General features: G+C 54.7%; 21 protein-coding genes. 6 read left to right on the top strand and 15 right to left on the bottom strand.

All coding sequences use genetic code 11. From position 1 onward, the window contains the following. Nucleotides 1-11 precede the first annotated feature (11 nt). From rplS to epsC, 9 genes are all read right to left on the bottom strand, one after another. The gene (rplS, locus tag LIO98_RS04180; RefSeq protein WP_291953529.1) at nt 12-374 is read right to left on the bottom strand and encodes a 50S ribosomal protein L19; all 363 of its coding nucleotides are present in this window, start codon (nt 372-374) and stop codon (nt 12-14) included. Nucleotides 375-483: 109 nt separating this feature from the next. Further along, nucleotides 484-1,737: a tRNA (guanosine(37)-N1)-methyltransferase TrmD gene (trmD, locus tag LIO98_RS04175; protein ID WP_291953528.1), complete on the bottom strand. Its 1,254-nt coding sequence runs from the start codon at nt 1,735-1,737 to the stop codon at nt 484-486. A gap of 1 nt (nt 1,738) precedes the next feature. After that, nucleotides 1,739-2,284 carry a ribosome maturation factor RimM gene (gene rimM, locus LIO98_RS04170; RefSeq protein ID WP_291953527.1) on the bottom strand — a complete coding sequence of 182 codons (546 nt, stop codon included), beginning with the start codon at nt 2,282-2,284 and terminating at the stop codon, nt 1,739-1,741. Beyond that, nucleotides 2,268-2,513 carry a KH domain-containing protein gene (locus LIO98_RS04165; RefSeq protein ID WP_276796608.1) on the bottom strand — a complete coding sequence of 82 codons (246 nt, stop codon included), beginning with the start codon at nt 2,511-2,513 and terminating at the stop codon, nt 2,268-2,270. The genes rimM and LIO98_RS04165 overlap by 17 nt, the downstream gene beginning before the upstream one ends. Nucleotides 2,514-2,526: 13 nt before the next feature. Continuing rightward, nucleotides 2,527-2,787: a 30S ribosomal protein S16 gene (gene rpsP, locus LIO98_RS04160; RefSeq protein WP_008708782.1), complete on the bottom strand. Its 261-nt coding sequence runs from the start codon at nt 2,785-2,787 to the stop codon at nt 2,527-2,529. A gap of 119 nt (nt 2,788-2,906) precedes the next feature. Continuing rightward, nucleotides 2,907-4,277, bottom strand: a complete 1,371-nt coding sequence (gene ffh / locus LIO98_RS04155) for a signal recognition particle protein (protein ID WP_291953526.1) — start codon at nt 4,275-4,277, stop codon at nt 2,907-2,909. Nucleotides 4,278-4,286: 9 nt separating this feature from the next. Beyond that, the gene (locus LIO98_RS04150) at nt 4,287-4,613 is read right to left on the bottom strand and encodes a sigma factor-like helix-turn-helix DNA-binding protein (RefSeq protein ID WP_291953525.1); all 327 of its coding nucleotides are present in this window, start codon (nt 4,611-4,613) and stop codon (nt 4,287-4,289) included. A gap of 612 nt (nt 4,614-5,225) precedes the next feature. After that, nucleotides 5,226-6,227 (bottom strand): TRAP transporter substrate-binding protein DctP, encoded by a 1,002-nt coding sequence (gene dctP, locus LIO98_RS04145; protein ID WP_291953524.1) that lies wholly within the window; start codon nt 6,225-6,227, stop codon nt 5,226-5,228. A 516-nt stretch (nt 6,228-6,743) separates the two neighbouring features. Continuing rightward, nucleotides 6,744-7,460 carry a serine O-acetyltransferase EpsC gene (epsC, locus tag LIO98_RS04140; RefSeq protein ID WP_291953523.1) on the bottom strand — a complete coding sequence of 239 codons (717 nt, stop codon included), beginning with the start codon at nt 7,458-7,460 and terminating at the stop codon, nt 6,744-6,746. Nucleotides 7,461-7,754: 294 nt separating this feature from the next. Here epsC and LIO98_RS04135 point away from each other — a divergent pair, with 294 nt between their 5' ends. Together LIO98_RS04135 and LIO98_RS04130 are read left to right on the top strand one after the other, a co-directional pair. Continuing rightward, complete coding sequence (locus tag LIO98_RS04135; protein ID WP_291953522.1) at nt 7,755-8,363, top strand: hypothetical protein; 609 nt, start codon at nt 7,755-7,757, stop codon at nt 8,361-8,363. A gap of 327 nt (nt 8,364-8,690) precedes the next feature. After that, entirely contained in the window at nt 8,691-9,560 is an 870-nt protein-coding gene (locus tag LIO98_RS04130; protein ID WP_291953521.1) for an AraC family transcriptional regulator, read from the top strand. Nucleotides 9,561-9,660: 100 nt separating this feature from the next. On the opposite strand, the gene LIO98_RS04125 is transcribed toward LIO98_RS04130, so the two are convergent. From LIO98_RS04125 to LIO98_RS04105, 5 genes are all read right to left on the bottom strand, one after another. Continuing rightward, on the bottom strand, nt 9,661-12,156 hold the full coding sequence (locus tag LIO98_RS04125; protein WP_291953520.1) for an ATP-binding protein: 2,496 nt from the start codon (nt 12,154-12,156) through the stop codon (nt 9,661-9,663). 33 nt (nt 12,157-12,189) lie between these two features. Next, entirely contained in the window at nt 12,190-13,446 is a 1,257-nt protein-coding gene (locus tag LIO98_RS04120) for an extracellular solute-binding protein (protein ID WP_291953519.1), read from the bottom strand. 231 nt (nt 13,447-13,677) lie between these two features. Beyond that, a complete protein-coding gene (locus LIO98_RS04115) occupies nt 13,678-15,519 on the bottom strand; it encodes a TRAP transporter permease (protein WP_363303930.1) in 1,842 nt (613 codons plus the stop codon). A gap of 176 nt (nt 15,520-15,695) precedes the next feature. Further along, nucleotides 15,696-16,703 (bottom strand): TAXI family TRAP transporter solute-binding subunit, encoded by a 1,008-nt coding sequence (locus LIO98_RS04110; protein WP_291953517.1) that lies wholly within the window; start codon nt 16,701-16,703, stop codon nt 15,696-15,698. 455 nt (nt 16,704-17,158) lie between these two features. After that, the gene (locus LIO98_RS04105) at nt 17,159-17,731 is read right to left on the bottom strand and encodes a flavodoxin family protein (RefSeq protein ID WP_291953516.1); all 573 of its coding nucleotides are present in this window, start codon (nt 17,729-17,731) and stop codon (nt 17,159-17,161) included. A 233-nt stretch (nt 17,732-17,964) separates the two neighbouring features. On the opposite strand from LIO98_RS04105, the gene LIO98_RS04100 reads away from it, so the two are divergent. Next, nucleotides 17,965-20,223, top strand: coding sequence for an excinuclease ABC subunit UvrA (locus LIO98_RS04100; protein WP_291953515.1), 2,259 nt, complete (start codon nt 17,965-17,967; stop codon nt 20,221-20,223). A gap of 60 nt (nt 20,224-20,283) precedes the next feature. Next, the gene (locus tag LIO98_RS04095) at nt 20,284-21,207 is read left to right on the top strand and encodes an exonuclease domain-containing protein (protein WP_291953514.1); all 924 of its coding nucleotides are present in this window, start codon (nt 20,284-20,286) and stop codon (nt 21,205-21,207) included. Between the two features lie 134 nt (nt 21,208-21,341). On the opposite strand, the gene LIO98_RS04090 is transcribed toward LIO98_RS04095, so the two are convergent. Further along, entirely contained in the window at nt 21,342-21,782 is a 441-nt protein-coding gene (locus tag LIO98_RS04090; RefSeq protein ID WP_291953513.1) for a helix-turn-helix transcriptional regulator, read from the bottom strand. 269 nt (nt 21,783-22,051) lie between these two features. Between LIO98_RS04090 and LIO98_RS04085 the strand changes: the two genes are divergently transcribed. Continuing rightward, nucleotides 22,052-24,619, top strand: a complete 2,568-nt coding sequence (locus LIO98_RS04085) for a Helicase associated domain protein (protein WP_291953512.1) — start codon at nt 22,052-22,054, stop codon at nt 24,617-24,619. Nucleotides 24,620-24,737: 118 nt separating this feature from the next. Next, on the top strand, nt 24,738-25,364 hold the full coding sequence (locus LIO98_RS04080) for a sugar transferase (protein WP_291953511.1): 627 nt from the start codon (nt 24,738-24,740) through the stop codon (nt 25,362-25,364). Nucleotides 25,365-25,528: the final 164 nt, after the last annotated feature.

Here is a 25,528-nt window from a genome sequence, read left to right as displayed (position 1 = left end):
TAAACGCCGATTTAATGGAAGTCTCTGCGCTCTTTAATACGCGCGGCCTTACCGCTGAGCTTACGGAGATAGTAGAGCTTCGCGCGGCGCACGCGGCCCTTGCGCGTCACTTCGATCTTGTCGATCGAGGGACAGTGGACGGGGAAGATTCTTTCCACACCGATGCCGTTCGACATCTTGCGGACGATGAAGTTCTCGCGGAGCCCGCCGTGCTGGCGGCCAATCACTACGCCTTCAAATACCTGGATACGTTCGCGGTTTCCCTCTTTTACTTTAACGTGGACCTTGACTGTATCCCCTGAACGGAATTCAGGGATCGAATCTGCGTCTTTATGGAATTTCTTCTCAACCAGAGCTATTCTGGGATCCTGCATGAGGTTTTCCCTCCTTCTTTATATTATCTTTTGTTTATTGATTTTTATCTTTCGAAAGGCTCCGCGGTCTCCCGCGCGCCAATCCTTTTACCTCTTTGATCACCGGCTCTTACCGCCAGCCAAAAAACCTGTCGAGCGTTATGCTGACGGCGCTTCTCACGGAAAGGTGATTCCAGCCGTCGCAGCCGCCCATTATCGGCGTCATCACCGCGTCGGCCATCTCCATGACCTCGTCGTGAAGCCCCCAGCCCGTCCCGAACAAAAAGACCGGGCTGTGGTCCTTTCTGAGGATCTCCCTCTTAAGGGTGAGCCAGTGCCGGGCTCCCGCGTGACGCTTCGCCGTGGTGGCTATCTTGAAGGGATCTTTCTTTTCCCTCTCCGAGAGCCAGCCCAGCGCCTTCTGGACGGAGGCGAAAATCTTCAGCGTCGAGAAGGCCTCTTTGCGGTCGGGGTTGTATTCCGCCCCCCAGCCGGACGTCCAGTGTCCGGCGATCCGCTTCGCCATCTCGCGCTGCTGGGCAAGCGGCGTCACCAGCAGGTATTTCTTTATTCCGTAGGTACGGCAGGCACGCGCGATATCGTGCAGATCCATCCCCGTTATCGCGGTGGAGGACTTCTCCCCGTGCTTGTCGAGCACCGGATAATGCACCTCCATGACGTAGGCGCCGCCTGACAGCCAGGGCATTATGCCCGCCCTTGCCGCGACGTCCGGCCGCCGGTCAAGCGTCCGCTCAACGGAACGGCGTCTGCGCCACCGGTCGATGGCCTTCGCGTCGCCGTTCGTCAGCACCTCGGGAACACGCTCTCCCCGCCATTCGGCCGGGCGCGTGTAATGCGGCGTGTCCAGCATTCCGCTGTAGAAGGAATCCTCCGTGACCGAAGAATTCTTGCCGACCACCCCAGGAATGAGGCGCGAGACCGCGTCCACTATCGCCATCGCCGGCATTTCGCCGCCGGTGAGCACAAAGTCGCCGAGCGATATCTCCGCGTCCACATACTTTTGCGTGAAACGTTCGTCCACACCTTCGTAATGGCCGCAGATTATCACCAGATGTTCCTTGCGCGAGAGGTCTTCCACAAGCTCCTGATAGAGATGCGTCCCCTGCGGGCTCGGGTAGACGACATAGGGCTTTGTCTCCGCCGAAACGGAGGCCAGCGCCTTCGCCAGCGGTTCAGCCATCAGCATCATGCCGCCGCTGCCGTAGCAGTAATCGTCTATCTGCCGGTAATCACCCTCCGCAAAGTCTCTGATGTCGATGACCTCGACCTCCAACTTCCCCGCCGCGATCCCGCGTCCGAGGACGCTGACGGCAAGATAGTTGCGCATAAGCTCTGGGAAAGCGGTGATGATCGATATTTTCATATCAGTCCCACAGACCCTCCGGAACATTTACTGTCATGGTGCCGTTTGCCACATCAACCTTTTCTATCACATCGGCGACCGCAGGTATCGCTTTCGAGGCGCCATCAGGAGTCTTCACGACATAGACATCGTTGCTGCCCGTGTAGATGACTTCCGTTATCTCTCCGAGCCGCTCACCCGTGGTCTGGTCGAACACCGTAAGGCCGATAATATCGTCCAGCCAGTATTCATCCTCCTCAAGCTCCATCCGCTCATCCTCCGCGACCGTGATGACGGCGCCCTTCAGGGTTTCGGCCGCGTCGCGGTCTTCCACTCCCTGAAGGCGAAGAAAGAAGGTATTTTTTCCCTCGTATGGCTCGATCCTGCACACCTTGAAGGTGCGCATGGGCTTTCCCGCGACGGTGACGTCGAGTTCTTTCATGCCCAGAAACCGCTCGGGGAAGTCCGTCTGCGGCAGCAGCAGCATATCGCCGCGCACACCGTGGACCCCCACGATCTTACCGATCTCGTATCTCCCCGCTGAGGCTCCCTCAGTCTTCTTTGACATCAACATCCACCTTTTCGCCGGACTTTATCGAAGCGGCTTTCGCTACGTGGCGGATGGCGTTGATCGTGGAACCTTTCTTGCCGATTACGCGGCCGATGTCATCTGAGGCCACCCTTATTGTGATAAGGATGGCGCCCGCCTCGGAGCGTTCCTCCGCGACAGAGACCTCTTCTGGCTTGGTGACGAGCCGACGTACTATCAGGTCAACGAGGTCGACATAATTTGCCATATCCTGCGTCCACCTATTCCGCTGCGGGAGCGTCGATGATTCCCGCTTTTTTAAGCAGCACCTTCGCCGTGTCCGACGGAGAAGCTCCGTTGGCCAGCCAATGCGCCGCGCGTTCCGCGTCTATTTTGATCTCTGCGGGCTCCATGAGCGGGTTGTATGTGCCCAGTATCTCAATGAAGCGTCCGTCTCTCGGTGAATGAGAGTCGGCCACTACCAGACGATAAAAAGGAGCCTTCTTTTTCCCGTGACGGGAAAGACGAATACGAACTGACATTTGCGCTAACACCTCCTGTGTTTTTTCTTTGTAAATAGCCGCTGATTATATGCGCCGTACGGCTTGATCAGGGCCATTTCTATTGAAAACGGGGATTCGATCTCCGAGTCAATCTTTAACTAGCGGAAGAAACCTCTCTTGCCCTTCATCATGCCGCCCATACCCGGCGGCATCTTGAATCCGCCTTTGCCTCCGGACATCTTGCCGAAGGTCTTCATCATGCCCTTCATCTGCTCATACTGCGCGAGCACCTGGTTCACCATCTGCACCGAAGTGCCTGAGCCCTGCGCGATCCGCTTGCGGCGGCTTCCCTTGATTATCTCGGGATTGCGGCGCTCCTTCAGCGTCATTGAAAGGATGATCGCCTCGGACTGCTTCATCCGCTTCGGGTCTATATCGGCGTTCTTCAGCGCCTTGCTCGCGCCCGGTATCGGGAGCATCTCAAGCACCTTTTCCAAAGGCCCCAGCTTCTTTATCTGCTGGAGCTGCATCAGCATATCCTCAAGGGTGAAGCGGTTCTTCTTGAGACTCTCCGTCATCCGTTCTATATCTGCGTCGGAGGTAGCGGACTGCACCTTCTCCAGCAGCCCCTCCATATCGCCCATGCCGATGATGCGCTGCGCCATGCGGCGCGCGTCGAAAACCTCGAGGTCCTCAGTCTTTTCACCGCATCCGGCAAGCTTTATCGGCACGCCGGTGCTTGCGCGCACCGCAAGCGAGGGGCCGCCGCGCGCGTCGCCGTCGAGCTTCGTCAGCACCACGCCGGTAAGGCCGAGGCGCTCGTGGAAGGTGCCAGCGACGTTTACCGCCTCCTGTCCCGTCATCGAGTCGACGACGAGCAGTATCTCCGTCGGCGCGGTCGCCTCCTTCATGGACTCCAGCTCGCGCATGAGCTCGTCGTCCATCTGCAGCCGTCCCGCGGTATCGAGCAGTATCATGTCGCAGAGGTGAGACTCCGCATAGGCGCGCGACCTGCGCGCCACCGCCACGGGGTCCGTCTCACCGGCCTCGGGGCCGAAGAAGGGGATATTCGCTTTCTCCGCGAGCACGCGGAGCTGGTCGACGGCCGCCGGCCTGCGAAGGTCACAGGCGACGACGAGGGGCTTGTGCCCCTTCGACATCCGGCGCGCGATCTTTACCGTTGTGGTCGTCTTGCCGGAGCCCTGGAGACCAACCATCATGTAGACCGTCGGCGGCTTCGGTGAGATGACGAGAGGCGCGGGGGCCTCTCCCATTATCTTTATCAATTCTTCGTAAACTATCGTGAAGATGAGCTGCGAAGGGGTTATCGACTCAAGGACCTGCTGGCCCGTGGCGCGCGTGCGGATCGCCTCAACAACGTCCTTTACGACCTTGTAATTGACGTCGGCCTCAAGCAGTGCGCGGCGCACCTCGCGCAGCGCGAGATTTATGTCCTCTTCCGAGAGCTTGCCCTTGCCGCGCAGTCCCGCGAATATATTTTCAAAGCGTTCTTTTAATGAGTCAAACATGCCGTCTCCCTATGCTCCAAGGATTTTTTTGAATGTCACGTAAAAATCTTCCGGCAGACGCTCCCTGTTTTCCTCAAGCACCTGCTCCATCTGCTGACGGCGCGCGATGAGGCCGAAGGATTTCTCATACTCCTCCATATGCTCCCGCGCACGCGTGATGAGGTCGTGGACACCCTGCCGCGAGACGCCGAGCGTCTCCGCCGCCTCCGAGAGCGAAAAATCCTGCATGAGGATCATCTCGCAGGCCATCCGCTGCTTTTCCGTGAGCTGCAAACCATAATTGTCGAGCAGAAGCCCGTCTCTGACACGCTGGTTCAAAGAATCTTTTTCCGCCACAACAACCGCTCCCCTCAGTCAACCAAAGGATTATACAGGCTGAAAGAATGCCTGTCAAGGAATTTAGCTTTACAGGCAAGAGTCATGTCAATTGCAAAAGTAACCGCGTCCCAGAGCATTCAAGCTGACGGTTTCCGCCCTGTTTTTCCGCGCCTAGTGTTACGGCAGAAGCCCAACGCCGCCAATCCCCAGTGCAAACCAGGCATGACGGAACGAAGGCAAACCATGATAGCGTATACAGCGGGTTTTTAATAATTTTCGCCGTGAAAAACGCCAAGAACCGAACAAAAGTATGAGAAAAATTCAAAAAACGAAGGGGTAGCCATCCAACAGCCGTGAAAAAGACACGGCTGTGTCATATCAGCCAAGATACAAAATAACATATGCATAGCCGCTACAGCCCTAACCGCACCGCGCGGGTCTCTGCCCCGACCGGTTACGGATGTCCCGGTTTTATATATTGCGATGCAAAATAATACCCGGATTTCCTGACGAACCGCCCACATTTCAAACTGAAGAGCTAGTAGACATCCGCTACAAATACAAAAAACCGGCCGGAGGCGGTGCCTCTCAGCCGGTTTTTATCTCTGATTTTTATGGGATTATGGAAACTTATTTGCCGAGGTTCTCTCTGAGGCCCTTCATGAGCTCCGGTGTGAGTCCTCTCTTGCCAAGCTCGTCCCAGATGCCTATGCAGGCGTCTTTGATGGGCTTAAGCTCCTGAGCGGTGTACTTGTGGACCTTGATGCCCTTCTTTTCCATTAGCTTCATGTATTTCATATCTTCTGATTCAGCAGTGCTGATCGATTTGAGGGTGAAGTTCTTCGCGGCTTCCTGGAATATCTTCTGGTCGGCGGGCGAAAGTTTCTTCCAAGCTTTTTCGCTGACCATCAGCGGGAGGTACTCGAAGGAATAGTTCGTCGCGTACCAGTACTTCATAACGTCGCCCAGGGTGGTGTAAGCGGCGGCTGTCGACATACCGTTGACCGCGTCGCAGACGCCGGTCTGGAGTGACTGGTAGATGTCGGCCCAGGGAATGGTGATCGTACGGAAGCCCATGGCCTTTGCGCCTAGGTTGTAAACGTCCATGTTGGCAACGCGGACGAGAACGCCCTTGTCGACCTTCGGGTTAAGGGGTTCTTTGAGGGGTTTCGTTGAGGCGATACCGATCATACCTTCGACATAGGAGCCGAGGACGTTGACGCCGAGAGGCTTGCCAAGTTCAACAAGCTTGTTGGGGAGCCATGCGCCGGGGGTGAATACTTTCTTCGCTTCAGCGTAGCTGCTTACGATACCATTGGTGTAGATGACGTCGAAACGGGGGTCAAAGCCGCTGGCGAACGAGGTTACGGACATGTCGATCGTTCCGCGGATAAGCTCTTCCATGACGAGTTCATAGCTGCCCAGCTGGTTGGCGGGGAATACGTTGATCTTAACGCGTCCCTTTGTCTTCTGCTCGATCTCTTTCGCGAAATCGTGCATCATCTTCGTGCAAAGATGTTCCGTGGGCTGCTGCCCCGCGAAACGGAGAACTATCTGCTCCGCCGCCATAGCCGATGTCGCCATTATGGCTGATACGAGGAGTGCTGTCATGAGTACTGCAAATTTCTTCATTACTGGTACCTCTCCCTTCAAATTCTGCTTTTATCAGATACGGCCCAATCAGGCCGAAAAAGCCGAGACGGTACTTACACCTATATATAAATATGTAAAATTGCTTAACTATTTTGTTGAATACAAGATATATCAGAAGAGCGATTGTGTCAACGTTAGAATATTTTTTCAAAAATTTAACGTTTTTACATCTATCAGATATTTTTAAGTTTTTATTAAATCTAAAATTATTATATTAAATACGATATTTTTCAGCACAATTTTTACTCAAAATTTTCTCTAAAAAAGCTCTGTTTATGAGAAAATCTCTAATTTCGCAAAGGGCTATTGCTTGCAAAAAATAGTTTTGCAATAAAAAGATACTATTTCCGGCAAAAGCAGAGCTTTACCCCATCATCAGAGTATTTTTATGTTAATATGAACCAACTTATCTCTCAGAAATATCACAGTATGAGGATACGGCTATTTATTTTGATATATCAGTAATGATTATCAACATTTCCGACCCGGCGGCGGTTATTTGTGCGCCACCTCTATCTCCAGTTCGCCGGATACCGCAGGAGCCTCTTCGATTTCGTCGCCGCGGCATTGTTTGAATTCGCGCTGCAGGTAATAGAGCTCTTCTTCAAGACGGATAATACGCGCCAGCAGCTCTTCAGGCGACAGCGCCGCGGAGGCGCTGCTCACCGGCTTGCCGTTGACCTTGACAATGCGCGCCCGCATACCGGTGACGGTGGCATTTTCGGGGACGTTCTTAAGGACGGCGCTGTTGGCGCCGATGCGCGAGTTGGAGCCGACCGTAATGGGGCCCAGTATCTTCGCGCCGCTGCCGACAAAGACGTTGTCGCCAAGAGTGGGGTGGCGTTTGTGGCTTTTTTCGTTGCCAGTGCCGCCAAGGGTCACTCCCTGATAGAGAGTGACGTTTTTGCCAACGACCGCCGTCTCGCCGATAACGACGCCCGCGCCATGGTCGACGAAGAAGCCCTCCCCTATCTGCGCCGCGGGGTGGATCTCTATCCCCGTCCACCAGCGCACGATTAGTGAGATGAAGCGCGGCAGCACCGGTATATGCCAGCGCGTGTGAAGATAGTGGATACCGCGGTGCGCGGTTATCGCGAGAAAGCCCGGCGTACAGAAGACGATCTCCAGAAATCCGCGCAATCCGTCGGGAATCGCAGGATCGTTCCGCTTAGCCGCCATGTAGTCGCTGCTGATGTTTTTCCATATTCCCATTGATCTTCCCCCTCCATAATAAAAAAGAGAGCCTGCCGCAGGCAGGCTCTCTTGGATATAAAATCTCTCTGTAGACTTGTTCTATGCCTGCTCCTCTATGAGCACGGCACCTCTGGCCATACGTTTTTACCGCTAAACGTACAGCAACAACAGTCCTTTTTAACACAACTTTCCGTCCGCATATTTCTCATGCTGACATTTTATAACCTCTTTCGTTAATTGGCAACCAGTTTTGCCTATATCTTTAATTTAAAATATTTCGTAGAATAGGAGATAAAGAGGGAATGATATTTTATGGATAAATCTGGCGAAAACAAGGTCTCCTTAATAGGGCTCGGCGGCAGGCTGAAAGAGGCCGCCTCACTCGCCGCGCTCTGTATGGCCGACAATGAATATTATCTAAAGCTGTACGGCGGCCTTTCGCGCGAACGGCGGATGGCGCTTATGGAAGAGCGGATCGCAAGGACGGTGGGCTACTGCGCGGAGAATGACGGCGCCTTTGGCGTATGCGGAGCGGACGACCGTCTCGCCGCTTATGAATATATGGTCGATTATCGGAGGCTCGCGGAGGGCAGTCCGGAGTTTTATAATTTCATTTTCAGCAAAGACGGCGACGGAGCCACACCGCTACCGCATTTTGAGGAGATGGAAGGAATCCTTTCCGCCCTTTTGAAGGAGGGAAGGTCGGTCACCTATGTGCTCGGCTGCGGCGTCGCTCCCACCGCGAGAAGAGATTTCCGCGTGCTGGCGGCAATGGCCCATTTCAACCGCCGGCTGCTGAGGGATAAGGACGTGGTCGCGGCTGATTTTTCGAACGGCGAATTGCTATCGCTCTGCGCCGGACACGGCCATTTTGAGATCAGGAATCTCGACGAGGATTATTGGTTTTTCCTCAGGCGCTGAGGCAGGGCAAACAGGCGCGTAAGCTAAGAATAGATCAGCAGGTAATCGCGGCTCTAAGCAACTGATATTTTTGCGCTCCGGCCATTAAAAGCGTTCGCCGTATGGAACGGCGGTAGTTGTGTCGTGTCCAAGACAGAATTGCGGGCATCGGAAGTTTGCCCGCGTTTTTCAATAATTCTTTATTTAGAATATCGCAGCTCCTATTTTATTTATTAAAATACGCTCATGCAGTCAGAGAAAAATAGTCGGACACGGCAGCAGCGGCATAGTACGGCACCGCACCTAAAAGCATAAATAGTCGGGAGTTTTCCCAATTTCATCGCTACAATGAATTCGCAGAGAGACGGTGGGTATGAGATGAACGGCTGGATGGACGGCATTCAGAACGCAATCAGGTATATTGAAGATAATATTACTGAGGATTTGAATATCGAGGATATAGCGGCATGCAGCTATGTCAGCGCTTTTTATTTTCAGAGAATATTCAGTGTGCTTTGCGGCGTTACCATCGGTGAATATATCCGCAACCGCCGTCTTACGCTTGCCGCTCAGGAACTTTCGAGGGAAAACGACAAGGTCATAAATATCGCGATAAAATATGGCTATGAATCTCCGGATAGTTTCGCCAGGGCGTTTGCCCGCTTTCACGGCGTTTCTCCCTCCGCGGCGACAAAAAAAGGCGCGCGGCTTCGCGCTTACGCGCCGCTGCATATCAAAATCTCAATGGAGGGCGGCACAATGTTGGAGTATAAAATTGCTGAAAAAGAAGCCTTTACGGTTATGGGCAAGTCAAAGAAATTTAATACCGACACCAGCTATGATGAGATCCCCAGCTTCTGGCGGGAACATATGAAAAGCGGGGAGAACCAAATTGTCTGCGGGATGTACGGTATCTGCATGGATGTTGATGGAAAGATCTTTGATTATCTAATCGCGGATAACTATATTCCCTGGAACGAGATCCCCAACGGCTATGTCACCAAGGTGATTCCCGCGGGAACGTGGGTGATATTTCCATGTCATGGGGCGCTTCCCAAGTCTTTACAGGATGTGAATACGAAAATCTGGAGCGAATGGCTCCCGAATTGCAGGGAATACAGGCTTGGCGGCAATTATAGTATCGAGCTGTATGCGCCGTTCACTGAAAATCCGGAAGATACCTACTGCGAAATCTGGGTCCCGATCGAAAAACTGTAACAACAGCCGGAAAAAAGCGGCCTCCGCCCCCATAAACGGGCGGCAGAGGGACCGGTCAGTTTAATAACGTAATATTTAGGAACACCCCGGCGAGAGAAATTCAGTCGCCGGGGTGTATACGCCAGTTCGCAGCCCGGCTCTCCGTATCTTCGGAAATGAATTTATATATCTCCCGCAGCCACAGGTCTATATCTATCGGTTTTGTCAGGTAGCCTGACATGCCGGCCTCCTTCGCCACCTCCACATCCTCCGTGTAGGCGTTGGCGCTCATGGCGATGATGGGGATGCCGGCGTCGCTGCGCCGCATCTGCCGGATACGCTTCGTCGCCTCGCAGCCGTTCATAAGCGGCATCTGGATGTCCATCAGGATCAGCGAGAACCATCCCGTCGGCGATTCGCCGAAGCGGCGCACGCATTCTTCGCCGTTCGTCGTCGATACGATGGAGGCGTTGGCCTCGCCCAGCAATACCTCCACGATTTCGCGGTTGAAGTCGTTATCCTCCGCCAACAGGATACGTCTGCCTCTCAGGTCGCGCGGCGCTTCCCCTCCGCCGTTACCAGCGCCGAGGTCGAGTACATCCTCCAGTGAACGGCGCAGCGCGGAGCGGAAGAGCGGTTTCTGCGCGAAACAGCCAATGCCGGCGCGTCTGGCTTCTGCGCGGATTTCTTCGCAGTCGTAGCAGTATAAAATAAATACTGGCTCGCGCCCCGCGAAGTAACGGCCGTCGGCGGCGGCCGTCTCAAATATCGACCGCTCCAAAAATACGGCGCTGTACCTGTCTGCGCCAGCCTCCGCCAGCGCTTTTTCCATCCCTGCCCAGTCGGAGGCAAATACGGAGCGCAGCCCCATTCTTTCCAGCGTCCGCACCGTCTCCTCTCCATCTTCACGATTTGGATCGGCCACAAGAACACGGCGGCAGGGCAGAGGCGACTCTTCTTCCGAGAGCGGGGCGATCTTCATCGGCAGCTTTATCGAGAAGGTGGTGCCCTTTCCCTCGGCGCTCTCTACGCCGATGGTGCCGCCCATGAGTTCAACGATCCGTTTGGTGATCGCCATTCCCAGGCCGCTGCCCTCCACTTTATCCACTCTGCTGTCCTCGGCCCGGCTGAAAGGAGTGAAGAGATTTTTCAAAAATTCCGCTTTGATGCCGATACCGTTGTCGGCGAAGGTGAAGCGGAGCATGGCCGTTTCCGCGAGGTCACAGGGGGACTCTTCCACGTTAACGGCGATACGCCCTCCCTCCGGCGTAAATTTCATCGCGTTGGAGAGGATATTGACGAATATCTGTCCCAGACGCAGGGGGTCTCCAGTATATCTTTCATGGCAGAGGCCGTGCAGCCGCACCGTGAGTTCCTGCTTTTTATTTTTCATCGCGGGATAGAGCATATCGACCGCATCCCCCAGCACACCGGGCAGGAATAACGGCTCCGCATTGATCACCATTTTGCCGCTGTCGATGCGGGACATATCGAGGATGTCATTGACAAGTCCCAGCAGGTGGCTGCATGAGCGCGTGATTTTTTTCAGGCAGTCGCGCACCGTCTGCGGCTCACCCGTGTGTTTTTCCGCGATCGCGGCCATGCCGATAATGGCGTTCATCGGCGTGCGCATGTCGTGACTCATGTTGGCGAGAAAGGCCGATTTAGCCTTGTTTGCGCGCCGCCGCGAATCCAACTGGACAAATTGGAGGCAAATAGTACTCAGGAGGAGGATGAACATGATGACCGCGGCGGTACAGATAATGACAAGCTCACGGGTCAACGCCGAGGTACGTTCCGTAACCACGCGTTTGGGCACCGTAGTCACCACCGTCCACCCATTTACTCCCAACGGACGGTAGTAGGCATATTCTTCCGTTCCCAGCTCTGAGTAGACGACAAGCCCCTCGCGGTGCCCCAGAATATCGCTTTCCATCTTTTCTCTCGTATATCCGCCGCTGAAGCGCATATTCCGCAGGGAATGTAAATAGTTCTGATACTGTAAGGTCCTCGCATGCAGGATGACGTCGCCGCGCCCATCTATGACATAGGAATAGCCCCTGCCGTTGAAGCTCTCCACCTGCACGCCGGCGGCAAGTTTTGAGATGTCCGCCATAGCCACGGCGACGGAACCTTTCACCGGCACGGAGAAGATCACGCCGCTAACCGCCCTGTCGTAGAGAATACACCGTCTCATATTCGTCATAAAGGCTTTGCCGTTTTTCGCGGAAATAAAGTAAGGCCGTTTGGAGATATCCTCCGGCTCCAAAAATGGCGAGGCGTACAGAAGTCCGTCCGATCCCGCAATCCCCGCATATTCAAAACCGTTCAGCATGGCCATTCTGTCCATATAGGCCGTACGGCGCGCGCCCTCCGGTATCGTCAGGGCGGCCTCCGCAAATATCTCCAGCAGTTTCCGCTGCCGTTCCAACAGCGCCGTGATGCTGTAAGCGACGTGGTCGGAGACTTCGGCCAGGCGCGAGCGGTTTTCATTCATCAGAGTGTTGTCCATACGGCGTATGTAGGAGAAGAAGAGCACGACCAACAGTACGGCCACGCAGAAAAAGACCGCCGAGACAGCGATAAATATTTTTTTGCCGCCCTCCATCTTCTTCATCAGCCGGTAGCCCCCTCCGCCGCCCATGCGCGGCTATTTGAACCTTTTCCTGCGCAGCGTCTCCATTTCCCTCAGACACCGTTCCGCCGTATATCCGTTCCTACCACTCATATAGCGCAATATGCAGACGGCGTCCGATTGTGAAAAACCACGGATGCGCAGCCACGCCGCGGAATCATGGTAGCATTTCTCGATCCATTCGGCGGCCTCCACATATTGCGGCGTGGATATCTGCTCCAGCTGGTTTTTGAATACCGGAGCCGTATATATCCCTTTGAAGGCGTGGTTATAATTATAGGGGTCCGCCATGAAGGAGACCAGCTCCACTGCCGCCTCCGCCTGCGGGCTGTTTTTATTTACCATAAGCATGGAAAGGTTCGGCCCCTCGAAGGTCCCCTCTTCCGGTACGCCGATAAAGGCGGGCATTAGTCCAAAATTAGATGGATCGCCCTTAAATTCGGTGTAAAGCCAGGTGTCCCACCCCAGCATCATCGCATATCTGCCGCTCTTCAGGGCCTCGCTCATGCCGTCCCAGTCGTTTCGTTCATAATTGCCTCCCAGGTATCCGCGCTCGGCCATCAGGCGGTACCATTCCACGATCATGCGCATCTGCGGCAGGTCCGGATATCCCAGTGTACCGTCATTGAGGCGGCGAAGGAGACTCTCGTCTTTAACGACGGTGTCGAGTGGAAACTGATAGTGCAGTATGGAGGGAGAACCGCCGGCGAGGTAAAAGGGCGTGACGCCGCTCTCCAGCAGGATGTCGCAGACCCGTAAAAATTCCTTCATCGTTTTCGGGGGCGTTATATTTAAATCGGCAAATATCTTTTTATTATAAATCGTGCCGGAGATGGATGCCTCCCAGTGCGGCAGTCCGATCACCCGGCCGTGGTATATGGCCTGGCTGATGGCGGTGTCGGTAAGGTCGTCGACCCACTCGGCCTTCGTGAAGTCATAGAAATTTTTGTCGGGCATAAAGGCGTCTATATTGGTCCCGCCAAAGCTGAGTATGAGGTCCGGAGCCTCCCTGCCGCTTTCAAAAGCGAGCGCCGTCACTTTTTCAAACTCTCCTACCGGCAGCGCCACTACTTTTATCCGGTTGCCGGTAAGATCCTCATAACGTTTGAAGGCGCGCACGATGTACGGCCGTTTCAGACCGGCATCCCGCCCCCATACGGTAAGCGTACACCCGTGAAACTTGTTCCAGCTGTATCTGGGCTCAAGCGGAACTGGAGGCTCAGGCTCTTCCACCATCTTCCACGGCTGGCAACAGGCTAAGACCGCCGCCAATATCATAAGCGGCAGACAAATATATTTTAAGACTGCTTTTCCCACAGTGCGCACTCCCGCTTCTCTGCATTTGATAGATCCACACGAACGTTTTTCAATCTACCACTTGTGAAAGGCAAAATCAAGCCCTTCAGCGAGAATGACAAAAACGCGAAGGGCTTTTATAAGAAAACCCTTCGCGCACGAATATACCGTTATTTTTACGCCAGCCGCCGTAAAGGGCGCTTTTTCTTACGCCGCGGCGGCGGGAGTCTTTTTCTTGCCGACCTTGGCAAATATTATCCAGGCAGCGATGACGCCTAAGGCGCCTACGGTGGTGACATACTCGTTCGGCGACAGCCCCATGACCGCGAAGACCACGAAGACCACGCGTTCCCACACTTTGAGGTCACGGTTCAGATATCCCATTATCGCGAAGCCAAAGCCGAAACAGGCCGCCACGCAGGCGAGGATGCCGTAGACGTTCTGCACCAGCGTTCCCTGCAGAAGGATGCCGGGGTCGTAGCAGAAGGCGAAGGGCGTCACGAAGGCGAGGAAGCCCAGCTTGCAGGCGGTGAAGCCCGTCTTATTCGGTTCGGAGCCCGCGATCGAGGCCGCCGCGTAGGCCGCGAGGGCGACAGGCGGCGTGATATTGGAGATTATCGCGTAGTAGAAGACGAACATATGGGCCGAGATCGCGGGGAAACCGAGCGTGGTAAGGATGGGAACGCCAAGGGCCGCGGCAAGGATGTAGGCGCCCGTCGTCGGCAGTCCCATACCGAGGACGAGAGAGACAATCATGACAAGGAAGAGCGCGAGAAGCGGGATGCCGCTCGTAAAGGCCAGAACGAGGCCGACGAGCTTGACGCCGACGCCGGTCAGCGAAACGGAGGCGAGGACGATGCCCGCCGTCGCGCAGGCGACGCAGACGAGCGTGATATTTCTCACGCCGCCGTAGATAGCGTCAACGATCGCCCGCGGCCCCATGCGCTTGTCAGGCTGCGGCAGGGAGACGAGCCAGGAGAGAGCGACTCCGATCGCCGCCGCGCGCATCGGCGTCATTCCGATAAACAGGAAGTAGACGAGGCCGATGATCGGCAGGAAAAGATAGGCTTTTTTCAGCACCTGCTTCTTATCGGGGAGGTCTTCGGGCGAGAGCCCCTTGAGTCCGCGCTTCATCGCCTCGAGACGTATCATGAGAAAGACCGCCGCGTAATAGATGATCGCCGGCGTGACCGCCGCGATGATGATGTCGACAAAGGGAAGCCCGAGGAAGGAGGCCATCAGGAAGGCGCCCGCGCCCATGACGGGCGGCATTATCTGCCCGCCGGAGCTCGCGACCGCCTCGACCGCTCCCGCGAAGTGCGCCGGATAGCCGATCTTCTTCATAAGGGGTATCGTAAAGGTGCCGGTTCCGTAGACGTTGGCGACCGCCGAGCCCGAAATGGAGCCGAAGAGGCAGGAGCTCATGACGGCGATGTTCGCCGGACCGCCGGGGGCCGTTCCCGTGAAGGCCTGGGCCACCTCCATGAAGTATGGGCCGGTGCCGCACTTTTCAAGGAAGCCTCCGAAGATGAGGAAGGCGGCAACCAGCGTCGCGGAGACGCCTAGCGGCATGGAGAAGATCCCTTCGTCTGTGAGGTATATCTGCTCGATGACCTCGGACATTGAGAAGGAGAGCCCCTTCATGATGCCGGGCAGCGACTGTCCGAAATACATATACGCACCAAAAAGGAAGGCGATGATCGTAAGAGGGAGGCCGACAACGCGGCACGTGCCTTCGAGAAGCAGCACAAAGAGAAGTATGCCGCACCAGAACTGGGCCGCCGTCAGCGGGTCGACCTGCTGGATGCGCATAACGATGTCATCATAGTTGAGGATGACGTAGATCGAGGGGATCGCAGATAGGGCTCCCAGCACCCAGTCATAAACGGGCACCCTGTCCATCGGAGCTTTCTTGAACATCGGGAAGAGGAAAAACGCCGTCGGAAGAACGAGTCCGAGGTGGATATTTTTCTGAAGGTATGATTCATAGGCTCCAAACACGGAGGTATAGAGGTGAAAGAGCCCTATCACCACAAAATAGACGTACATAAATTTATTACTTAATCCGCTTAATTTTCGCATTCACACACACTCCTGCCTAAACGGGATGGACTGTCCGGCATCAGATCAAATAACAACAAAAAGCCGTTGTGCTTTGTCCGTTAATGAAGGGAACAGAAGCAGAGGGATATCCCTCTGCTTCTAAAAAATATTAGAGTATAAGCTTATTTCTTCGTTTTGGCCTGCATCTCTTTCCAGTACTTCAGCGCGCCGGCCTGTGTCGGTACGCCCTGCGGCACCGCGATCTGCGGCGTCAGCTCGTCAATGTCCTTGACGGCCTTCGCGAGGCTGGCCTTGTTCTCCCAGAGGGCCTTGCAGAGGTCGTAGGCGAGAGAATCGGGAATGTCGTTGCGGACGACGATGCAGGTGTAGTCGCCGACTGTCTTGACGGGCTTCTTCACGCTCTTGTAGATACCGGGCTCGATCGTGAAGGTGACCGTTCCGTAGGCGTCGGAGAGCGCCTTGAGCGCGCTGTCGTCAACGGGGATGCAGACGATGTCGGCCTTGCTCTCGATATTCATCACGATCGAGGCGATCTTGCCGACCGAGAAGATGAAGAGGTCGATGTGTCCGTCGGCGATAAGGTCCGCGCCGCCCTCATAGGAGGCGAATTCCATAGAACCGCCCATCTTTTTGATATCTTTATAGGTCACGCCGTAGCCCTTCATAAAGAGCGACTTAACGACGAACTCCGAGGATGTGCCGGGCTTCAGCGTCGCCATCTTGACGGGGATCTTCTTTTCAAAGATATCGCCGAGCTTCGTTATCTTGTTCTTCTCGGCAAAGTCCTTGCGCATGATGAAGTAGGTGTACTGGGTATAAAGGTTCGCGAGGATCGCGGCGTTCTTCGCGGGGCGGCCCATGAAGTCCTGCTCGCCCTTGATAGCCGCTCCGAGGAGGGATGTTACAGAGAAGCCGAAGTCGCCCTTATGGACGTTGGCGTTGATGATGTTCGAGACGCCGCCGCCGGTGCTGCTCGTTACCGAGATCGTATTCTTCGACCACATATCGGCTAGTGAGCTGCCGAGCGCAAACCAGTTGCCGCCGGGAGGTCCGGCCATAAACTTAAACTGCGCGGGCCAGCCTTCCTTCGGTGCGGGAGCCGCCATTGCGGGAGCCGCGGCCACTGCCAACAGAGAGACAAAAAGTAAAAATACCGCCAATTTCTTCATGTAGATCACCGTGCTTTCTTCTTATTTTGACCAAAAGGTCAATTAATACATAACACCTTGCTCCGAATAGGATTATATCATAATATTCTAAAAACCTAAATAATACTTGCAATATATTCTATAAAACATGCAACCCCCCCATTATTCTATTTTACTTAGTATTTTAAGGTAATCACAATATGGGCTTACAGATATACGTTCTTTTATCTAATTAATAGTCGTTTTGATAAAAATACAATCTGTTTTTTCAAATGTATGCAATAAGCATAATCACAAAATCCGCTTAATTTTATTCAAAACACACCTAAATAGTCAAAAAATCTTTTTATGCAAGATATTTTTTGTTTGAATCGCTTAAACTTCCTTACAATGGTATATAATAAATAAAGAACCCCTCGTTTTCTAAAGGAACGAGGGGGATTAACCTTAAATTATTATAAATTTACTTTAAATTTTTATTTAGTCTCGGTTATTACTTTCACGAAGTTCTTACCCTCCGTAAAGGCGCGGTCCAGAATCGTGGTATCCTCCAAAACGGTACCCTCCACCGCGGAGCGCAGGTGCCCAAGGAACTCCATTCCGGTAAAGTCCGATACCGACTGGATCACATAACCGACAATATCGGCGCCCGGAAGAGGCTGCGTGTGCGCGTGGTTGTCAAAGTATGTCGTAATGAGGAATATTCCCTTGCCCTCAAAGTATTCGCGCGTCTTGTAACCGTATAGGCGGTCGAGAAATATCTTCGTGAGGGTAGAGGCGCCCGTCCACCACACCGGCGTCGCGAGCACCAGGGCGTCGGCCGCCCTGACCTTTTTCATGATTCCGCGCATCGAGTCGTTATAGACGCAAAATTCGCGCTCGCCGCATTCGCACATGTCACAGGCGTCGCAGGGATGGATGTTCTGCTCCTGCAGATTTACCACCTCGACGTCGCCGCCGGCGGCGCGCGCGCCGTTCACAAACTGAGAGAGCAGGATCGCCGTGTTGCCGCGCAGACGTGGACTGCCCTGTAACGCTAATATTTTCATATTGTCTTTTTCCCCCTTAGGAGTTATGTTATTTATTTGATATACAAACTAGGCGTTTTTGTGCTCCGCCTATGTTATCCTATTTAAGGTGGCAATGTCTGCCTTAGTGAATATTGGAACATTTAACACAGACTATGTCAAGAGTTCGCCGCCCATTATTGGGCAGATGCCGCAAAGCGCGGCGGCGCAGATAACGGCAGCCCTGCCGGCAGCAAATGGAGTGAAGAAATAGAATGGCACATGAATTTATCGAAATAACAAACGCCTTTGAAAACAACCTCAAAAACGTCTCCCTCAAGATCCCCAAAAAGGTCGTCACCGTATTCACCGGCGTCTCCGGCTCCGGCAAATCGTCGCTCTGCCTCGACACCATCGCCGCGGAATCACGGCGCGAGCTCAACGAGACCTTCCCGAGCTTCATGCAGCAATATCTGCCAAAATACGGCCGCCCGGAGGTGGAGCGCATCGCCAACCTGCCGGTGACGATCGTCATCGATCAAAAGAAGCCCGCGGCGAACACGCGTTCGACGGTCGGCACCTATACAGATATCTATTCAATCCTGCGCCTGCTCTTTTCGCGCGTCGGACGCCCCTTCATCGGCTACTCGGATGTCTTTTCCTTTAACCACCCGGCGGGGAAATGTCCGCGCTGCGACGGCCTCGGCATCGTCAACGACCTGGACATCCACAAGCTCGTCGACTTCAACAAGAGCCTCAACGACGAGGACACCATCCACTTCCCCACCTTCGGCAGAGGGCTCTGGCGCTGGAAACGCTACGCCTACAGCGGCCTCTTCGACCTCGACAAGAAGATAAAAGACTACAGCCCGGAGGAGCTTGAGCTCTTCCTCCACTCGCCGCAGATACGGCTCAAGAATCCACCCTCTAACTGGCCGAAGTCGGCGAAGTTCGAAGGAATCTACCCGCGCATGTACCGCAGCATCATCACCACAAAGGAGGGCAAACGTTTCCACCACATCCTCGACAAGATGGTAAGCACCTACGAATGCCCCGAATGCCACGGTTCGCGCGTCAACGAAAAGGTGCGCAGCTGCCTTATAAACGGCAAAAATATCGCCGACGTCACCGCGATGTCCATTCCCGAGGCGATAGACTTCGTCGCCTCGATAACCGACCCGATGGCGGCGGATATCAAACGCGAACTCGGACGCCGGCTCGGGGCGCTCGTGCAGATCGGCCTCGGCTACCTTTCGCTCTCCCGCGGCACCGGCACTCTATCCGGCGGCGAGGCACAGCGCATCAAGATCGCCAAGTACATCAACTCGGCACTCACCGACATGGCCTACGTACTCGACGAACCGAGCGTCGGCCTCCATCCGAAGGACATCAGCCTGCTCAAAGAATCGCTGTGCGCCCTGCGCGACCACGGGAACACCGTGCTCATCGTCGAGCACCACCGCGAGGTGATCAAACTCGCCGACCATATAATCGACATGGGCCCCGGCGCGGGAAGCGCGGGAGGCCGCATCATCTTTGAGGGCAGCTACGAGGGGCTCCTCGCCGCCGATAACCTCACGGGGCGCATGCTCAAAAGGAAAAGCCCCTTTAAAGAAAACCTGCGCCGACCGACGGGCTGGTTCGAGCTCGGGCCGACCTCGCTGCACAACCTGAAAGACGTCACCGCCAAACTACCGCTCGGCGTGCTGACGGTCATCGCTGGCGTCGCGGGCTCGGGCAAAAGCTCGCTGATGGAGTCCTTCCAAAGAGACTGCCCCGAAGAGACCATTTTCATTGGGCAGAAAAACATCGGCATCAACCTTCGCTCGACCCCCGCGACCTACCTCGACATATCCGACGAGATACGCGCGCTCTTCGCGGCGGCGAACAAAGTAGCCGCCGCCTGGTTCAGCTTCAACTCCAAAGGCGCCTGTCCCGCCTGCGGCGGCTCCGGCATGATCGTCTCCGGCATGGCGTTTATGGACTCTATTGAAACGGTCTGCGACCTATGCCGCGGCAAACGCTACTCGAAAGAGGCGCTCGCCTACACATATAATGGAAAGAACATCGCCGAAGTGATGGACATGACCGTCGACGAGGCGGCGGAATTTTTCGCCGGCAAGCCGCTCTGCGAAAAGCTCCTCTCGCTCCAGCGCGTCGGCCTCGGCTACCTGCACCTCAACCAGTCGATGACGACCCTCTCCGGCGGCGAGCTCCAGCGCGTCAAACTCGCCTCGCACCTCGCGCGGCGCGGTTCCATCTTCATACTCGACGAACCCACCGACGGGCTGCACCTAGACGACATCAGGACACTGATGAAACTCTTCAACGAGATGACCGACGCCGGCAACACCCTTTTTCTCGTCGAACACAGCGTCGACGTCATGAAAGAGGCCGACTATATAATAGAGATGGGACCGGGCGGCGGGCAGTCCGGCGGCGAGGTGATCTTTCACGGTATCCCGCGGGAGATGCTCGGCTGTGAAAGCTCCGTGACCAGGCCGTATTTAAAAGACAGCCTGCCGGAATACTAACACGCGCCAAAGACTTCGAGTCCTTTTCGCGTAAAATTATTAATATAAAGGAAGCTGCCAATGATAATTAACGTCCAGAAGAATCTGCCGCAGGACGACGAATTCACATTCACGGCTATCGACTTCGAGAGAGCCAACAACAGCCAGAATTCCGTCTGCCAGGTGGGGATATGCGCCGTCGAGCGGGGGCGGATCATAAAATCCTGCGAATACCTCGTCAGGCCGCCGCAGCGCGTCTTCTACTTTCAGAAAAAGGCGATGGAGATACACGGGATCACCTATCTCGACGTGGAAGACGCGCTGACCTTCGACAAAGTCTGGAAAAAGATCCTCCCCTACATAGAGGGACGCCCCCTCGTCGCCCACAGCTTCCGCGACGACGCCATGACCCTGGACGCGATACTAAGCAGCTACCGGATAAAATACCATTACCAGAAATACGGGCATCTCTGCACCTTAGAGCTGGCACAGCGGGCGGATATCCACGGAGAAAACAACAAATACAACCTCGAGGCTCTCTGCGGCCGTTACGGCATCTCCCTCGAGTCGCACCACGCTGGCTCCGACGCAGAGGGATGCGCGAAGCTGGCGCTGGCGCTGGCGGAAGAGCTCTCGATAGACTCCCTCCGCTCGCTCGCGGACTTCTCCCAGACACCGGATTTCCATGAGCCGGAGCTGCCGGAGCTGCTCACCCATTCCGACCTGGACGTGCTGGAAAACTACCTGCACAGGCTCAAAAATAAAAAAACAGTACAGCTCGCCGACTGCCCCAGGCTGAAAGACCTCGGCAGGGCGAAAAAGCTCATAAAAAAATGCCCTTCCATTACCATTGCAAAAGACTCCGCGATGAGCGCCCGAGGGCTGGCACAATGGTTTGCCGAACTCCCCTCCCTCCCCGCCCCCGAAAAGAGCGGCAGGACAAGACGCAGAAGGAGACACCGGCCCGTCAAACAAGAGCCTATGACCGCGAATTTTACAAAGTAAATATCTGGATGTTTATGACCGCCGGACGCGGTCCATTACGGGGTATGTAAGGAGAAAATTCCTTGTAAGTGAGTTATAATATCGCGCCGCGGTACCGGCGCAGACTTACCGTCAAACGATGCTCCGCAGCCGTTCTATGCCTTCAGGCGCCAAGTAGTGTCAAATTGGCTGGAACCCTTTGCATTTTGCAGACGAAAAAGCTTGTACTGGATAAAATCTATGACCTCCGCCTTGCCGGCCCGGTCGAGATGGTTAAACAAATTAAGAAGCATATCCTCTTCAATACCATATCTATGTGCGGCAGCGGCTGGTTCCTCCTCCGAGAGAGCGGGACTGGCACGGTCATTGTCACCCGAACGAAGAGACAGCGCGGGGTCATCCGTTTCACCAAGCAGAAAGCCGACGCTTGTTCCCAGAACCGCCGCCGTCTTTATCAGACTATCGGCATCCGGCATAACTCTGTTATTCTCCCACTGGGAGACACTCACTCTGTTCGTTCCCAACCTAAAGGCCAGCTCTTCCTGGCTCAGGCGCAGCATCTTCCGCATCTCCCGCATTCTCTCACCCAAAGACATCCGCATACACCACCTTTGCGAAACCTACATTATAAGTTGTCCCATAATCGGTCCATATTGCGAAAACTACATATTTTGTAAATTAGAATTGACATATAGAGATTGTGGCGATAAGATTAGCTTGATAATGTCTTGGGAATAACAGGCCATTAGTATCACTGTAAAAAATCGTGAATTGAAGTTCTAAAGACGACCATCGCCAGGCAGAGATCAGGCTGTCTGTACTGATGTTTCGTTGCCTTCGTGCCGGGAAAGGAGTAGTGGGTTAAATGCTGGAGCTGTTTGAACATAACCGCATAGCCTATGAATCCGCCCTTTCCATGCTGAAGGAAAACGGCAGGGCCGCCATCGTGCACCCCACCGGCACGGGAAAATCCTTTATCGGCTTCAAACTGGCCGAGGATAAACCCGAAGCTGTTGTCTGCTGGCTATCGCCCAGCGAGTACATCTTTAAGACGCAGATAGAAAACATCAAGGCCGCGGGCGCCGCTCAACCGAAGAATATAAGCTTCTTCACCTACGCCAAGCTCATGATGATGGACGCCGCCGCAATCGAAGATATCCGTCCCGACTACATCGTGCTCGACGAATTTCACCGCTGCGGCGCGCAGATGTGGGGCAACGGGGTCCAGCGGCTGCTTGCGGCGTATCCACAGGCGCCGGTGCTCGGCCTGTCGGCGACAAACATCCGTTACCTCGACAATCAGCGCGATATGGCCGACGAACTCTTTGACGGTAACATCGCCTCGGAGATGACGCTCGGTGAGGCGATAGTGCGCGGCATTCTCACCCCGCCGACCTATGTTGTCTCCATCTATTCATGCGAGAAGGATTTGGAAAAATACCAGGCCCGTATCAAAGGGGCAAAAAACAGCGCCGTGCGCGACGCGGCGCAGAAACGCCTCGACGCCCTCAGACGCGCGCTGGAAAAGTCCGAGGGGTTGGACATCGTCTTTCAAAAACACATGACCAACGCCAACGGCAAATACATCATCTTCTGCTCTAGCGTCGAACATCTGAAAGAGATCGCCTGCCATATACCGGAGTGGTTCGGCAAGGTCTGCGGCGGCACAAATATACATCTATACCAGGCCTACGCCGACGACCCCGGAACGTCCCAAGCCTTTGCCGCCTTCAAAACAGACGGCCGCCAGGGGCTAAAGCTCCTGCTCTGCATCGACATGCTCAACGAGGGCGTCCATATCGACGACATCACGGGTGTGATCCTCTTCCGCCCCACCGTCTCCCCAATCGTCTACAAGCAGCAGATCGGGCGCGCCCTGTCGGCGGGCAGCAGGGAAAAAACCGTCATTATAGATGTCGTCAACAACATCGAAAACCTCTACAGCGTCTCCGCCGTCCAGGAGGAGATGCGTTCGGTAATAGACCGTTACCAGATAATGGGAGAAGAAAACAGGATCGTCAACGACTCCTTTACCATCATCGACGAGGTGCGCGACAGCAGACGCCTCTTCAACGAACTGGAAGAGAGCCTCTCCGCCTCATGGGAGACCATGTTCGGCCATGCGCGGGCATATTACAGGGGACATGGAAATCTTGAGGTCTCGAAACGTTACCAGACCCCCGACGGCTATTCCCTCGGTTCGTGGCTCAACACACAGCGGCTCGTCTACGCCGGTAAAATTCCGGGGATACTCGGCAAAGAGAGAATAGAAAAACTTGAAAGCATCGGCATGCGCTGGAAGAACCGCTACGATTGTTCATGGGAGAGGTTCTATCAGGCGCTGTGCCGATACAAATTCAACAGTGGCAACATCGACATCCATGCCAGCTATGTCACCCCCGAAGGGCTGGAACTCGGCAAATGGATCTGCAACCTCCGCCAGGCAAAGAACAACGGCAGATGCGGCTACTACCTCACGGACGAACGCATCGCGGCCCTCAACAAACTCGGTATAATCTGGGACAAAGTGGACTATCAATGGGAGCGGAACTACCTTGCCTGCGCGGAATATTACCGCAAACACCACAGCCTTGACATTCCGGCGAACTACATCTCCGAAGAGGGCCTGCGCATCGGCGCCTGGCTGCGGAGGATGCGCAAAATAAGAAGCGGCAGGCAGAACGGAGCTGCACCGCTGACCGAGACCCAGATAGAACGGCTCGACGCCATTCACATGGACTGGCTAGACACCTACACCAGGCAGTGGGAATACGGCTACAAACAGGCGCTGGCCTACCATCGGGAATTCGGTACGCTTGAGGTGCCCGCCGGATATGTGAACGCAAACGGCTTCCCGCTCGGCAGATGGCTGAAAAACCATGTAGAGGTCAACTCCCAGACGGGACGGACCGCGATCAAGGTCACGCCGGAGCGCCGCGCGAAACTGGACGCGCTGGGCTTCAAGTGGACTGCGGAAGATTCCTGGCAAAAACGCATATCCGCCTGCGAAGAATACCTCCGCGAACACGGAGACCTGGACATCCCGCCAAATTATGTAATAGACAACGTCTGGCTCGGCAAATGGCTCTACAAATGCAGAAAGACCTACCGCGGCGAATTGAAGGGAAAAAGCCTGACCGAAGAACAGATCGCCCAGCTGGAAAGGCTGGGGATAGACTGGCGCACGCCCGCCGAACGCGCCTGGTCCGAAAAATACGAGGCCGCCGCCTCTCTGTTCAAAACAGAGGGAGACATAAAGATCACCGCCGGAAACGGCGGCGAAACGGAAGAAATCGCCCGCATCGCCCGCTGGGTCGCCCGGCAAAGGACGCTGCACAAACAGGGCAAACTCTCGCCGGAACAGGCCGTGAAACTGAACGCGCTGAATGCGAAGCGGGACGGCAGCAGAGCCCCGGCACAGAGACGGGAATGACAAAGATCAGCTGAATAGGCCATGCCGAACCTGATCCGAAATCCGGCGGACGGATATTTATTCTCCGCACCGCGCAGAGACAGAAGCAAAAACAGTTTATGAAAAACAGGAGACAAAAATGTACAAAAGCTGCCTTAAAAGAACGATCGATATCGCCCTCTCAGCCATCGGCCTGGTGCTGCTCGCACTGCCGATGCTGGCTGTCGCCGCTGTCGTAAAACTCGACTCCAAAGGCCCGGTCTTCTTCTGGCAGAAGCGTGTTGGACTGCATAAAAATACCTTTATGATGCCTAAATTCAGAACCATGTATATCGATACGCCGGCAAATATGCCAACACATATGCTAAATGACCCGCAAAAATGGATCACAAGCAGTGGTGCGTGGCTGCGTAAATTTTCTTTAGATGAACTACCGCAAATATTGAATATTCTTGCCGGGCAAATGTCCATCATCGGCCCGCGTCCCGCGCTGTGGAACCAGTACGACCTTATCGCCGAGCGCGACAAATACGGCGCGAACGACATACTGCCGGGACTGACCGGCTGGGCTCAGATAAACGGCCGCGACGAACTGCCAATAGAGGTAAAGGCCGCCTATGACGGCGAATACGTAAAGAGAATGAGCTTCCTCTTCGACTGCAAATGCTTCTTCGGCACCATCGCCTGCGTGCTGAAAAAAGAGGGTGTCGTCGAGGGTGGCACGGGAACACTGCAGAAACTATCAGGCGGAGAACATAGACAATGAAAAAGATCCTCATCACCGGCGCCAACAGCTACGTCGGCACCTCGTTCGAAAAATGGCTCTCCCAATGGCCCGACAAGTATCATGTCGACACCATTGACATGATAGACGACACATGGCGCGAAAAATCCTTTGCCGGATACGACGTCGTCTTTCATGTGGCCGGG

Source organism: Cloacibacillus sp. (assembly GCF_020860125.1).
Taxonomy (GTDB): Bacteria; Synergistota; Synergistia; order Synergistales; family Synergistaceae; genus Cloacibacillus.
Note: the sequence above shows the minus strand (reverse complement) of the source record. Positions and strands in the feature narration are given on the sequence as shown.